Raw genomic sequence first — 12923 nt, 5'->3', positions numbered from 1 at the left:
ATATGCGAACACATTTTATAGCGATAGGTGGTGCAGCCATGCACAATTTGGCTTTAGCCCTCCATCAAAAAGGAGCTCAAGTGACAGGAAGCGATGATGCTATTTTTGAACCTTCTTTATCACGGTTACAAAAAAAAGGCTTACTGCCCGAAGCCATGGGCTGGTTTCCCGAAAAAATAACCTCCGATATTGATGCCGTGATTTTAGGCATGCATGCCAAAGCCGATAATCCCGAATTATTACGGGCCCAAGCGTTGGGGTTAAAAATCTATTCCTATCCCGAATTTCTGTACGAACAATCCAAACATAAAACCCGTGTGGTCATTGGAGGGTCACATGGTAAAACGACCATCACGTCCATGATTTTACATGTGATGCATTTCCATAATATTCCAGTGGATTACATGGTAGGGGCGCAATTGGAAGGTTTTGACACCATGGTTCATCTTACCGAAACCAATGATTTTATCGTCTTGGAAGGCGATGAATATTTGTCTTCTCCCATCGATCGCCGTCCTAAATTTCATTTGTACCAACCCAATATTGCCCTACTTTCAGGTATCGCTTGGGATCATATCAACGTTTTTCCCACATTTGAAAATTACGTACATCAATTTGAGATTTTTGTAGATCAAATCACCCAAGGAGGAATTTTGATTTACAACGAAGAAGATACCCACGTGAAGCAAGTGGCCGAAGGAACCCAAAACACCATTCGTAAAATTCCGTATCAAACGGCACGTTATGAAGTGAAAAATGGGAAAACTTTGCTGGATACCCCTGAAGGCCCTATGCCTATCGAAGTCTTTGGGGCACATAATCTCAATAATCTCGCTGGAGCCAAATGGGTTTGCCAATGTATGGGTGTGGATGAGGCCGATTTTTACGAAGCCATAGCCACTTTCAAAGGCGCTTCTAAACGCTTGGAAAAAATTGCCGAAAGTGCTACTAAAGTCGCTTATAAAGATTTTGCGCATTCCCCAAGTAAAGTCACCGCTACGACCAAAGCGGTTAAAAACCAGTATCCCGACCGCCAATTGGTAGCCTGTCTTGAATTGCATACCTACAGTAGTTTAAATGCTGCGTTTTTAAAAGAATATGAAGGCGCTCTAGATGCGGCCGATGTGGCTGTAGTGTTCTATTCCCCTGATGCGGTAAAAATTAAACAACTGGAAGAAGTTACCTATGAGCAAATTGCACAATCGTTCCAGCGAAATGATTTGATCATTTATACGAATCCCGACGAATTCAAAGCGTTTTTGTTCAATTATAATCTCGAGAATACTGCCTTGTTACTCATGAGTTCAGGGAATTATGGGGGATTGCATTTTGATGCGGTGAAAGGATTAATAGCATAGTAAAAGCTCCGATATTAGGTCGGAGTTTTTTATTTGCCATCATACCGAAAATGGCCTACCATAGGGTATTTAAATAAGCATGCTTCGATAATTTGTCCTCCGCCAATGTTATGCACTATCATAGGAATACCCTCTTTTTTGATGTGGGTAACAATGCCGATATGGGGAAGTTTTCCATTAACCAACCACGTTACGATATCTCCTGGTAAATAATCGGAAGGATTGTTGCTAAGCGCTAATTTTTTGCCTTTGCGACTGAAAAACACTTCCAAGTTAGGGACACGTCGGTGGTCAATGTTTTTATCTGTAGTTTTCAATCCCCATTTTTTTATAGTAGGATATCGCTCAAAATGAACCTGCATGTCCTCATGTACTTCCTTTTGTAAATCAATGGCACATTTTCGATAGGCGCGAATCACCACATCGGTACAAACCCCAGTTTTTGGGGGAACATCGCCTCCCGGGTAACGAAGCGCCACATAATCGGGGGTATAGACTACCGAAGAGTCAATAACTTGCAACGCGGCATTGGATAATTTTTCACCAAAATTTTTAGGTGAAGCTATCGGTTTTATGTCCATAAAGGGATTGGAAGAAGTACCTTGTAAAACCTTGGCATTTTGAGGCGACTGTTGGCAAGAAAAAAATAAAAGGACGAAAAGAAATAGGTAATTCATAAGGTACTTTCGGTAAAAACGAATTGAATCGCTCATTTATTTTGTCTTTTCAAAAAAAATACCCGAAATTCGTTACTGATTTTAAAGCCAATAGTTTATGTATACTCCAATTACCCAATGGGCTGAAGATGATCGGCCGCGTGAAAAATTTTTACTCAAAGGCAAAATTGCCCTTTCCGATGCCGAATTACTAGCCATTTTACTTGGGTCAGGTTCCCGAAACGAAAGTGCCGTTCAATTGGCACAACGTATTTTAGCCCAATCCCAAAACAATTTGAATACGCTTGGCAAACAAACGATAGCACAACTTATGGCCTTTCGCGGCATCGGTGAAGCTAAGGCAATAACGGTAGCTGCAGCGCTCGAACTCGGAAGGCGTCGTCGGATGGAGGAAGTTCAAGATAAAGTCAAAATTGCGTCGAGCAAAACGGTATTCGATATTATGCAACCCCTCATTGGTGAGTTGCCCCACGAAGAGTTTTGGGTATTGTATTTAAATAACTCCAACAAAATAATTCACAAAGCAGTATTGTCCAAAGGAGGTATCACGGGAACCGTAGTAGATATTCGTTTAATTTTTAAATCGGCATTGGAAAACCAAGCAACTTCGCTAATTTTGAGCCACAATCATCCGTCGGGAAAATTGCAAGCCAGCGAAGCCGATCGGGCCATCACCCAACGTTTAAAAATTGCTGGCCAACATTTGGATATTTTGGTTTTGGATCATGTAATCATAACAGAGACAGGATATTTGAGTTTTGCCGACGAAGGAATTTTATAAAGGTGAAAGGAATTACCGATATTTTTTTTGATTTAGATCATACGTTATGGGATTTTGAACGGAATTCTGCCCTGGCTTTTGCGTCGGTGTTGCAGCATTTTGATATTGATGTTCCGCTTTCCGCTTTCTTGACGCATTATGTGCCGTTAAATCGGTGGTATTGGGAACAATACCGTAAAGATTTGGTGTCCCAAGCGGAATTACGGTACGGACGTTTGAAAGCAACCTTTGACCGTTTGGATTACGCTATTTCCGATTCGTTAATACAGGAACTATCGGAAGCATATATCCAAAATTTGCCGTTGAATAATCATTTGTATGATGGGGCTTTGGATCTATTGGAGTTTTTGAAACCGCATTACAAACTTCATATCATTACCAATGGATTTCATGCCGTACAGGATAAAAAAATAAAAAATTCGGGGATAGAATCTTATTTTCAAACCATTACCAATTCCGAAACGGCTGGAGTCAAAAAGCCCCATCCTAAAATTTTTCAAGTAGCCTTGTCGGCTGCGCAATGTACACCACAACAAGCCGTGATGATAGGGGATTGTCTCGAAGCCGATGTGCAAGGGGCGCTCGATGTGGGCATGCAGGCTATTTTTTTTAATGAATTTAAAGTTGTTATTCCAAAAGGCATAAAGCAAATAACAGCATTGATTGAACTTAAAACCATTTTCAAATATGAATAAATTAATTCTCTATTTCTTGATTATTGGATTTTTATCCAGTACGCCACTACAAGGTCAGGTGATTCGAATCCCTGAAAAGTTTGATTTCATGAGTGTCCCCGATGAATATGGAATTAGTACTCTTTTACGTCTTTACCTAGAAAAGTACAAATATAGAGGGATAGTAATGTCAGGTGTTTCCGAAAAAGACCTTTTATCAAATATACCATTCAATGATTATGGAGTGATGATCAAAAAGAAGGGGAGTTTTTTGATAACAAAAGTCCAAGTAGCGATTGTGAACGCTTCAGGTAAAGAAATAGCGATTTCTCCAGAGGGGACAAGTCGAAATAAAGAGTATCGTTATGCGTACATTGAAGCGATACGTTCAGCAATGGATCAATTCACAACTCTAAAAGATCAGGCACTTCCTCAGGCCAACACTATTGAATCCAAATCTACAGCTACCACGCCTGAAAATCAGGCAATTATTGAAGAAAAGGCGCCACTACCCGAGCGAAAAGTTGCTTTGGATCAATATTTGGAGGCGCGAACACTATCGGAGCATTCGATAGGTTTGTACGAACAGAAGGGTTTAGCTCCAACCTTAGTGCTTTACAAAACTAGCTCACGCGATTGCTTCATGGTCACCCAAAACAACGCCCCCAAAGGGGTTTTTCTGTACCGCAATCAACAATGGTTTTGGGAATATTATGAAGAAAGTCAACTACGTATTGTTCCGCAGTATATTACGGGATTGTAACTAATACCCGTATTTGTCGTTCCAGCGGTTTTGTAAAAATTTGCGCAGTTCATTTTCCCGAGCGTTATTTCCCGGTTCATAGAACTTTGTTTCTTGAATGGCCTCGGGAAGGTATTCTTGTTCCACGAAATTATTGCTATAGTTGTGGGCATAAGCATAGTCTTCACCATAACCCAATTCTTTCATCAATTTAGTAGGAGCATTTCGTAAATGCAACGGAATGGGTAAGTCGCCTGTTTGTTTCACCAAAGCTTGCGCTGCGCCAATGGCCATATAACTTGCATTGCTTTTGGCAGAAGTAGCCAAGTAAATCGCGCATTGACTCAAAATGATGCGGCTTTCAGGATAGCCGATTGCCGTTACCGCTTGAAAGGTATTGTTGGCCATGATTAAAGCCGTGGGATTGGCATTACCAATATCTTCACTAGCCAAAATAAGCATTCGACGGGCAATAAATTTTACATCTTCACCCCCTTCCAACATGCGGGCCAACCAATACACCGCACCGTTGGGGTCACTCCCCCGAATGGATTTGATAAAGGCCGAAATAATGTCGTAATGTTGTTCGCCAGTTTTATCGTAAAGTACTGTGTTTTGTTGCACCAATTCCAATACTTTAGCATTGGTAATCACAACGTCATCGCCAGAAGTGGCATTCACGACAAGCTCAAAAATATTGAGAAGTTTTCGTCCATCACCGCCCGATAAGCGCAACAGGGCCTCATATTCTTGAATCACGATGTTTCTTTGTGCCAAATGCGCGTCAATCTTCATGGCACGCTCCAGTAACGCCAATAGGTCCTCTTTGGTAAAAGGATTCAGGACATACACCTGACAGCGGGAAAGTAAAGCGGGAATAACTTCAAAACTCGGATTTTCGGTGGTAGCTCCAATAAGCGTAACCCACCCTTTTTCGACAGCGCCCAATAACGAATCTTGTTGCGACTTGCTAAAGCGGTGTATCTCATCGATGAAAAGAATCGGATTTTTTGTGGTAAAAATACCGCCGCTTTGTTTGGCTTTGTCAATAACATCACGAACGTCTTTCACTCCCGAATTAATGGCACTCAATTCATAGAACGGACGGTCACTTTGTCGGGCGATAATTTGCGCCAACGTTGTTTTTCCTGTTCCCGGGGAACCCCAAAAAATCATGGACGGAATCACACCACGAGCAATTTGCTGGGTTAGGGAACCTTGAGGACCTACCAAGTGCAATTGACTAATATAATCTTCTAGTTTGTGCGGGCGAACGCGTTCGGCTAAGGGTGCTTCCATACGAACCAATTTGAGCGCTAAAGGTAAAAAAAAGGAGTTAAGAAGAAAACCTTTCCCCAAACTCCGTATCCTGCCATTTTAGCAGAAATCCAACTTTGGTCATATATTTGTGAAGAGTAAATTATGAGAGACGCCCATATTTTTAAATATACCCCTGTCGTTTGGCTGTTGCCCACCCTTTTTGTGGTGACCCTTTGGGCAGTGTTTTTGGGGTTGGATTTGGCCAATATGAGTCCAAGATTTTTAGGGATTCTTCCCCGAACGACGGAAGGATTAGTGGGCATTATTTGCAGTCCCTTTCTTCATGCCGACTGGCAACATTTAACCAACAACAGTTTGCCCTTGTTTGTATTGACGATGGCGTTGATTTATTTTTACCGTGACCTTTCCTTGAAAGTTTTAGTCTTCGGAATTCTATTTTCAGGGTTATTTACTTGGGCTATTGGACGGCCGAATGTGCATTTGGGGGCCAGCGGACTCATTTATGTGCTGGTTTCTTTTATTTTTTTTAAAGGATTGCGCACCGGTTACTACCGATTGATGGCGTTGTCTTTTGCGGTTGTGGTGGTTTACGGGGGTATGGTGTGGTACGTGTTTCCCGAAGTTGATCCACGGATTTCTTGGGAAGGTCATTTGGGTGGATTTGTAACAGGGATGGTCATGGCTTTTGTGTTTAAAACACCCGACTATATTTCAGAATACCGTTACGACTGGGAACATCCTGATTTTAATCCAGAAAACGATCCGTTTATGCGGCGTTTTGATGAAAATGGTCAGTTTGTAAATCCCCCAAAACTAGAAGAAATCCTTGTGGAGTATGAAGAAGAGATGGGAACAAAAGGCACTCCTGTTCAAATCAATTATATTTACAAAAATGCCGAAGAATAAGTCCTTCGGCGTTTTGTTTAGATCGATAGCCGTCCTTGTATACCCCCGACCAACCTAACGGCAGGCAGGTTGAAGCGGCATCCCCGTAACGCAGTGGAGGGACCTACCTTAGTCGGCAGGCAGGTACAGCGTAAAGCGGGAGAGGGCTTCAAAAGAAATTTGAACGTGTTGCTCCCAATTCTTAAAAGCGTTGGCGAACGGCTTCGTATAAAAAGGCGCCACAAGCCACAGATACATTTAAGGAACCAATTGTTCCGTAAAGGGGAAGTTTGGCTTTTTCATCGACAATTTTCAATACCGATGGATTAATGCCACGGTCTTCGCTTCCCATGATGATGGCTACGGGTTCGGTGAAGTCGACTGCATAAAGCGTATCCTCGGTTTTTTCGGTGGCGGCTACGGTTTTAATACCGCTGCCTTGCAGGTAAAATACGGCATCTTTGATATGGTCTACTTTGCAAATCGGTACATTAAAAACGGCCCCGGCAGAGGTTTTCACCGTATCGCCATTGACGGGCGCCGCCCCGGTTTTGGAAATGATTATGCCGTCTACACCGGTACATTCTGCGGTGCGAATGATGGCGCCAAAGTTTCGGGCATCGCTGAGTTGATCAAGAATCAGAAACAACGGTTTTTTACCTGTTTCCAAAACGTTTTCGACCATGGATTCAAGCGATTGGAATTGGATAGGCGCAATGGTAGCCACAACGCCTTGGTGGTTGAGATGGGTTAGGCGGTTGAGTTTTTCGACAGGCACATACGTAAACGGGAGGTTGTTGGCTTTGAGCGTTTTCATCAATTCCCGCATTAAATCGCCTTGGGCTTCTTTGTGCACAAAAATTTTATCAATTTCTTTTCCAGCATGAATGGCCTCAATTACGGCGCGGATGCCAAATATTTGGTTTTCTTTTTCCATGCGGCAAAGATAGCAATTCTGACGTTGGTTTTGGAAATGCTTTTGGAACGGTCTTTTGCTGTTAGAAAATGGTTTTCAAACTGATTTGCACAATCGAGTTATTCAATTTGATGGCTTGGTCGTTGGTGGTGCCGTTGGCGTAGACAAAGTTGAGCAAACCGTTTTTATTTAAGAGTCCAAATCCAAACCCGATACCCAACAAATTTCCATTGATATTGGTGGTTTGGTCTTGAAAATAGCCGTAATCGAGTACGCTGTGGAGGTACAAAGTATTGCTCAAGGTGTAGCGGTACTCGCTGAGCAGCGCCGAGACAAAGTTGGCTTGTAGTGTGTTTTCATTAAAACCGCGTACCGAATTAATCCCCCCAAAACGAAAGAGTTCGTTGGTCAGGTACGATGCACTTTGCAATACAAACGTTTGGTTCCGCAGGGCAATACTGTTGCGTTTGTTCAAATAAATTTGATGGTGGAGGTTTAATTGTCCTTGAAACTGACTGTTTTTTTGTTCCAAAGCCGTTCGCGATCCCCAGCCCAATTTTAGTGAAAGTTGGGTTTTGTCGGGGAACAAAAGGGCGTCTTCTTCCGTATTGCGAACGGTCCAGAGCCATTGTGCGGTGAGAAAACGATTTTTAAAATCACGGAGTAAGGCGGTATTGGCATTATTGATATCGCTTGATTCCATGGCTTGATAGCCGAGGTACACCCGAGAAGCATAATTGAGGCAGTAGCCTATGTCGATATTGGTTTGTGTATTTTGAAACGTACTGTCTTGCCTAAAAATATTGAGTTGTGCTTTGAGCGCTAGGGGTGTTTTGAAAATGTAAGGCTGATCAAAGAGTACATTAAACGTACGTTGCTCCTCACCATTGCTTTTCCAATATAGATTCATCCGTTCGCCGTTGTTTAAGACATTGGTCAAACTCACATCGAGGTATCCATTAAAAACCAATTGCTGACCGTCGGAATTAGCAAATCCAAGATAGCCATCGAAGGTGTTGGCACGCACTTTTTCCAAATAAACAAATACTTTGGTGGAATCGGTGGTGAATAAGATTTCGGGGTATTTCGTGGCGCGTGCAAAACGAAACTGTCCGATAGTTTTGTGGAGTTTTTCTAAGTTTTCTTGGTTGAATGTTTGGTTGCGAAATAAGCGCTCGAGTTCTTTTTTATGGCTAGCAGGAAATTTATCATAGCCGTTAACCACAATAGCATTTACCTTTCGCGGTTTGCCCGGTTGTACCCTTAGGGTTGCTTTTAAGGTGTCTTGTACCACGCGGATATCGGTGAGTTGGGCGCTAGCCAAGGGATAGCCGTTGCGTTCCCATTTTTTTACCCACCCATTCACCCACGGGTCCCATGCTGAAAAGGGGAGGGTTACAGGGGTTTTGGGGCGAAGGGATTCGGGTAATGAGGCCATTCCGGAGCTTGCTTGCAGTTGCATCCATGAGATTAAACGACCTGCTTTCAAAGGAGCTTTGACTAAGGTGTCATTGACGGCGGTAGGCGATTCGTAATGCGCTTCGATGTATCCCGTTTTTTGCAATTGGAGCAGCACGCGTGCCAGTTCGTCTTGAAGTTTTTGCGGCGAATCGTGTTGCTTTTGGTAATTGAATTGTTCGAGAAGGGTTAGGACTTTTTTTTCGGCTGTGGTAATCTCTAAATACTGTTTTTGTCCTTGGCAAAGGAAAAAGCTACAACCCAAAAAAAATAACAGCAGTATTCGCATCACGAGGATTTGTGGTAAAAATAACGTAAAAAACGATGTTAAGGTATGTTTTATTTTAAAATAACATGGATAAAAATGGCTTGAATAGGGGTAGATCACAAGGCTTTATAATACAAATGGTTAGCTTGCAAAAAAATAAATAAACATGATTTTTTTTATTAAATATAATTTATACATTTGCAACCCCGTAAAATGCGGGTAAAAGTAAACATAAGTAAATTTATTATTTAAATTATGCCAACAATTCAACAATTAGTAAGAACTGGAAGAGCCAAAATCACTAAGAAGAGTAAATCGGCTGCTTTGGATTCTTGTCCTCAACGAAGAGGGGTTTGTACGCGTGTTTACACCACTACGCCAAAAAAACCAAACTCAGCCATGCGTAAAGTTGCGCGTGTACGTTTGACCAATGGTAATGAGGTGAATGCTTACATCCCAGGAGAAGGACACAATCTACAAGAGCACTCGATAGTATTAGTGAGAGGTGGAAGGGTGAAAGATTTGCCAGGGGTACGATACCACATCGTACGTGGTGCTTTGGATACGGCCGGAGTTAACGGACGTCTTCAAAGAAGATCAAAGTACGGAGCAAAACGCCCAAAAGACAAAAAGTAATTAAAAACTTTTAATCAGAAGAAATGAGAAAAAGACAGGCCAAAAAGAGACCGCTTTTACCGGATCCAAAATTTAACGATCAATTGGTCACCCGTTTTGTGAACAACTTAATGTGGGATGGTAAAAAATCAATTGCTTTTAATGTGTTTTATTCTGCGTTGGAAATCGTAGAAACTAAAAAGCAAGATGCAGAAAAATCTGCTTTAGAAATTTGGAAAGATGCATTGACAAACGTGATGCCTCACGTAGAAGTTCGTTCACGTCGTGTGGGTGGTGCTACGTTCCAAATCCCGATGCAAATTCGTCCCGATCGTAAGATCTCTATGGCGATGAAATGGTTAATCCTTTATGCGCGCAAAAGAAACGAGAAATCCATGGCGGGTAAACTAGCCTCTGAAATTTTAGCTGCAGCAAAAGAAGAAGGCGCGGCTGTGAAAAAGAGAATGGATACGCACAAAATGGCAGAAGCTAACAAAGCATTCTCTCACTTTAGATTTTAATTTTTAAGCGATGGCAAGAGATTTAAAATATACCCGAAATATCGGAATTGCAGCGCACATTGACGCTGGAAAAACGACAACGACTGAGCGTATTTTGTTCTACACTGGGAAGTCTCACAAGATTGGTGAGGTTCACGATGGAGCGGCTACCATGGACTGGATGGCACAAGAGCAAGAGCGTGGTATTACCATTACTTCGGCGGCAACCACTTGTACGTGGAATTTCCCAACCGAACAAGGTAAAAATTTACCTGAAACAAAAGGATATCACTTTAACATTATCGATACTCCCGGTCACGTTGACTTTACGGTAGAAGTAAACCGTTCGTTACGTGTGTTGGATGGATTGGTTTTCTTATTCTCTGCGGTGGATGGGGTAGAGCCTCAATCCGAAACCAACTGGAGATTAGCCGACCAATACCGTGTTCCTCGTATGGGATTCGTAAACAAAATGGACCGTCAAGGGTCTAACTTCTTGGCCGTTTGTCAGCAAGTACGTGATATGTTAAAATCCAATGCAGTAGCCATCACATTGCCTATTGGGGATGAAATGGACTTCAAAGGGGTAGTGGATTTGGTAAAAAACCAAGCTATTATTTGGCATGAGGAAACGCAAGGCGCTACTTTTGATATTGTTGATATTCCAGCCGAAATGGTCGATGAGGTAAAACAATACCGTTCTACCTTGATTGAAGCTGTAGCGGAATACGATGAGAACCTTTTGGATAAGTACATGGAGGATGAAAACTCTATTACCGAAGACGAAATCAACAATGCCTTACGTGCAGCTACTATCGACATGGCCATCATTCCTATGATGTGTGGTTCGTCCTTTAAAAACAAAGGAGTTCAATTTATGTTGGATGCTGTTTGTAAATATTTGCCTTCCCCTGTAGATAAAGAGGGTATCCAAGGTATTCACCCTGATGATGCGGATCTTCCTGAAGAAGAGCAACCCAAAATTACGCGTCGTCCTGATGTAACCGAGCCCTTCGCAGCTTTGGCGTTCAAAATTGCAACCGATCCTTATGTAGGTCGTTTGGCGTTCTTTAGAGCGTATTCTGGTCGTTTGGATGCAGGTTCTTACATTTTGAACACACGTTCAGGGAATAAAGAGCGTATTTCTCGTATCTACCAAATGCACGCTAACAAGCAAAATCCTATCGAGTTTATCGAAGCCGGTGATATTGGAGCTGCTGTAGGTTTTAAAGATATCAAAACGGGCGACACCATGTGTGACGAAAAACACCCGATTATTCTTGAATCAATGAAATTCCCTGATCCAGTAATTGGTATCGCGATTGAGCCTAAAACAAAGGCCGATGTTGATAAAATGGGTATGGCTTTGGCTAAATTGGCTGAAGAAGATCCAACTTTTACTGTACGTACAGACGAAGCTTCGGGTCAGACTATCATCTCAGGTATGGGAGAGTTGCACTTGGATATCTTGATCGACCGTATGAAACGTGAGTTCAAGGTAGAAGTAAACCAAGGTGAGCCTCAAGTAGAGTACAAAGAAGCATTCACTAAAACGGCGCAACACCGTGAAGTATATAAGAAACAGTCTGGTGGACGTGGTAAATTCGGGGACATCGTTTTCCGTTTGGAGCCAGCGGAAGAAGGATTTGTGGGACTTCAGTTTGTGAATGAAGTAAAAGGAGGTAACGTTCCAAAAGAATACGTTCCTGCTGTAGAGAAAGGATTTAAAGAAGCAATGAAGCAAGGACCTTTAGCGGGGTATACTGTGGATAGCTTGAAAGTAACCTTGTTGGATGGTTCGTACCACCCTGTTGACTCGGATGCACTATCGTTTGAAATGGCAGCCAAATTAGGATACAAAGAAGTTGCCAAAGCGGCAGGTGCTGTAATCCTTGAGCCTATCATGAAAATTGAAGTGATTACTCCGGAAGAAAACATGGGGGATATCGTAGGTGACCTTAACCGCAGACGAGGACAAGTAAACGACATGGGTGACCGTGCCGGTTCAAAAGTCATCAAAGCGCATGTGCCACTTTCTGAAATGTTTGGTTACGTAACTACGTTGCGTACATTGTCATCAGGTAGAGCAACTTCTACAATGGAGTTCTCTCACTACGAACAAACGCCTTCTAACATCTCTGATGAGGTAATCAAAAAAGCAAAAGGTAACGCTTAATTCTTGAAAAGATGAGTCAAAAAATTAGAATAAAATTGAAATCTTACGATCATATGTTGGTGGACAAATCCGCTGAAAAAATCGTAAAAACAGTGAAAAGCACAGGTGCTGTAGTAACGGGGCCCATTCCATTACCTACACACAAGAAAATCTTCACCGTATTGCGTTCTCCTCACGTAAACAAAAAAGCACGTGAGCAGTTCGAAGTTAGCTCATACAAACGTTTATTAGACATTTATAGTTCTTCTTCTAAGACTATTGATGCTTTAATGAAGTTGGAGCTTCCCAGTGGTGTTGAAGTTGAAATCAAAGTGTGATAATTCACTTTTTATACCTTCTAAATGACCGGTTTTTGCCGGTCATTTTTTTGTTTTTGGGTGGTAAATAAATGTAAGCGACCCCTTTTTTTTAAAGCAATGGTTTCCATGTTAAATTTTGTTGATAACTATATTTAGTCATCCCTTAAAAAACAAATAACTGCCTGATTGTTATTTTATTACAATAAAATTTAGCTAGAAATAGATGATAATTATTGCCAAAAATGGTATATTTGAGTATAAAATAGTGGCAATATGTTAGGCAAAATAAAACC

At 41.9% G+C, this 12923-nt stretch carries 13 protein-coding genes; 9 read left to right on the top strand and 4 right to left on the bottom strand.

The window, feature by feature from the left end:
* Positions 1 to 2 precede the first annotated feature (2 nt).
* Positions 3 to 1358 (top strand): Mur ligase family protein, encoded by a 1356-nt coding sequence (locus tag O9316_RS04015; protein WP_298203971.1) that lies wholly within the window; start codon positions 3 to 5, stop codon positions 1356 to 1358.
* Between the two features lie 29 nt (positions 1359 to 1387).
* On the opposite strand, the gene O9316_RS04010 is transcribed toward O9316_RS04015, so the two are convergent.
* Positions 1388 to 2071, bottom strand: coding sequence for a DUF1287 domain-containing protein (locus O9316_RS04010; protein WP_298203970.1), 684 nt, complete (start codon positions 2069 to 2071; stop codon positions 1388 to 1390).
* 61 nt (positions 2072 to 2132) lie between these two features.
* On the opposite strand from O9316_RS04010, the gene radC reads away from it, so the two are divergent.
* Genes radC through O9316_RS03995 form a run of 3 tightly spaced genes read left to right on the top strand, consistent with a single transcriptional unit; the run spans position 2133 to position 4253 of the window.
* Entirely contained in the window at positions 2133 to 2816 is a 684-nt protein-coding gene (gene radC, locus O9316_RS04005) for a DNA repair protein RadC (RefSeq protein ID WP_298203969.1), read from the top strand.
* A 2-nt stretch (positions 2817 to 2818) separates the two neighbouring features.
* Positions 2819 to 3511, top strand: coding sequence for a YjjG family noncanonical pyrimidine nucleotidase (locus O9316_RS04000; RefSeq protein ID WP_366941513.1), 693 nt, complete (start codon positions 2819 to 2821; stop codon positions 3509 to 3511).
* Positions 3504 to 4253: a hypothetical protein gene (locus O9316_RS03995; protein WP_298203968.1), complete on the top strand. Its 750-nt coding sequence runs from the start codon at positions 3504 to 3506 to the stop codon at positions 4251 to 4253. The genes O9316_RS04000 and O9316_RS03995 overlap by 8 nt, the downstream gene beginning before the upstream one ends.
* On the opposite strand, the gene O9316_RS03990 is transcribed toward O9316_RS03995, so the two are convergent.
* Positions 4254 to 5531 carry a replication-associated recombination protein A gene (locus O9316_RS03990; protein ID WP_298203967.1) on the bottom strand — a complete coding sequence of 426 codons (1278 nt, stop codon included), beginning with the start codon at positions 5529 to 5531 and terminating at the stop codon, positions 4254 to 4256.
* Positions 5532 to 5654: 123 nt separating this feature from the next.
* On the opposite strand from O9316_RS03990, the gene O9316_RS03985 reads away from it, so the two are divergent.
* The gene (locus tag O9316_RS03985) at positions 5655 to 6419 is read left to right on the top strand and encodes a rhomboid family intramembrane serine protease (protein WP_298203966.1); all 765 of its coding nucleotides are present in this window, start codon (positions 5655 to 5657) and stop codon (positions 6417 to 6419) included.
* Between the two features lie 181 nt (positions 6420 to 6600).
* Here O9316_RS03985 and rlmB read toward each other — a convergent pair whose 3' ends face one another.
* Positions 6601 to 7335, bottom strand: coding sequence for a 23S rRNA (guanosine(2251)-2'-O)-methyltransferase RlmB (gene rlmB, locus O9316_RS03980; protein ID WP_297516377.1), 735 nt, complete (start codon positions 7333 to 7335; stop codon positions 6601 to 6603).
* 61 nt (positions 7336 to 7396) lie between these two features.
* Positions 7397 to 9061 (bottom strand): BamA/TamA family outer membrane protein, encoded by a 1665-nt coding sequence (locus O9316_RS03975; RefSeq protein WP_298203965.1) that lies wholly within the window; start codon positions 9059 to 9061, stop codon positions 7397 to 7399.
* 234 nt (positions 9062 to 9295) lie between these two features.
* Here O9316_RS03975 and rpsL point away from each other — a divergent pair, with 234 nt between their 5' ends.
* The 4 genes from rpsL to rpsJ are packed head-to-tail and all read left to right on the top strand — an operon-like array spanning position 9296 to position 12648.
* A complete protein-coding gene (rpsL, locus tag O9316_RS03970) occupies positions 9296 to 9676 on the top strand; it encodes a 30S ribosomal protein S12 (RefSeq protein WP_072781281.1) in 381 nt (126 codons plus the stop codon).
* A gap of 23 nt (positions 9677 to 9699) precedes the next feature.
* A complete protein-coding gene (rpsG, locus tag O9316_RS03965) occupies positions 9700 to 10176 on the top strand; it encodes a 30S ribosomal protein S7 (protein WP_073361328.1) in 477 nt (158 codons plus the stop codon).
* Between the two features lie 10 nt (positions 10177 to 10186).
* Positions 10187 to 12331 carry an elongation factor G gene (gene fusA / locus O9316_RS03960; protein WP_298203964.1) on the top strand — a complete coding sequence of 715 codons (2145 nt, stop codon included), beginning with the start codon at positions 10187 to 10189 and terminating at the stop codon, positions 12329 to 12331.
* Positions 12332 to 12342: 11 nt separating this feature from the next.
* Positions 12343 to 12648 carry a 30S ribosomal protein S10 gene (rpsJ, locus tag O9316_RS03955; RefSeq protein ID WP_026710316.1) on the top strand — a complete coding sequence of 102 codons (306 nt, stop codon included), beginning with the start codon at positions 12343 to 12345 and terminating at the stop codon, positions 12646 to 12648.
* The last annotated feature ends 275 nt before the right edge of the window (positions 12649 to 12923 follow it).

The organism is Flavobacterium sp. (assembly GCF_027533505.1).
GTDB lineage: Bacteria > Bacteroidota > Bacteroidia > Flavobacteriales > Flavobacteriaceae > Flavobacterium.
The sequence above is the reverse complement of the archived record's forward strand: the minus strand, read 5'-3'. Positions and strand labels throughout refer to the sequence as shown.

Excerpts from the sequence above, each read along its gene's own strand:
- fusA (WP_298203964.1), top strand. The coding sequence starts at position 10,187 with ATGGCAAGAGATTTAAAATATACCCGAAATATCGGAATTGCAGCGCAC.
- O9316_RS03990 (WP_298203967.1), bottom strand. The coding sequence starts at position 5,531 with ATGGAAGCACCCTTAGCCGAACGCGTTCGCCCGCACAAACTAGAAGAT.
- rpsJ (WP_026710316.1), top strand. The coding sequence starts at position 12,343 with ATGAGTCAAAAAATTAGAATAAAATTGAAATCTTACGATCATATGTTG.
- rpsG (WP_073361328.1), top strand. The coding sequence starts at position 9,700 with ATGAGAAAAAGACAGGCCAAAAAGAGACCGCTTTTACCGGATCCAAAA.
- O9316_RS04010 (WP_298203970.1), bottom strand. The coding sequence starts at position 2,071 with ATGAGCGATTCAATTCGTTTTTACCGAAAGTACCTTATGAATTACCTA.
- rpsL (WP_072781281.1), top strand. The coding sequence starts at position 9,296 with ATGCCAACAATTCAACAATTAGTAAGAACTGGAAGAGCCAAAATCACT.
- rlmB (WP_297516377.1), bottom strand. The coding sequence starts at position 7,335 with ATGGAAAAAGAAAACCAAATATTTGGCATCCGCGCCGTAATTGAGGCC.
- O9316_RS03975 (WP_298203965.1), bottom strand. The coding sequence starts at position 9,061 with ATGCGAATACTGCTGTTATTTTTTTTGGGTTGTAGCTTTTTCCTTTGC.
- radC (WP_298203969.1), top strand. The coding sequence starts at position 2,133 with ATGTATACTCCAATTACCCAATGGGCTGAAGATGATCGGCCGCGTGAA.
- O9316_RS03985 (WP_298203966.1), top strand. The coding sequence starts at position 5,655 with ATGAGAGACGCCCATATTTTTAAATATACCCCTGTCGTTTGGCTGTTG.
- O9316_RS03995 (WP_298203968.1), top strand. The coding sequence starts at position 3,504 with ATGAATAAATTAATTCTCTATTTCTTGATTATTGGATTTTTATCCAGT.
- O9316_RS04015 (WP_298203971.1), top strand. The coding sequence starts at position 3 with ATGCGAACACATTTTATAGCGATAGGTGGTGCAGCCATGCACAATTTG.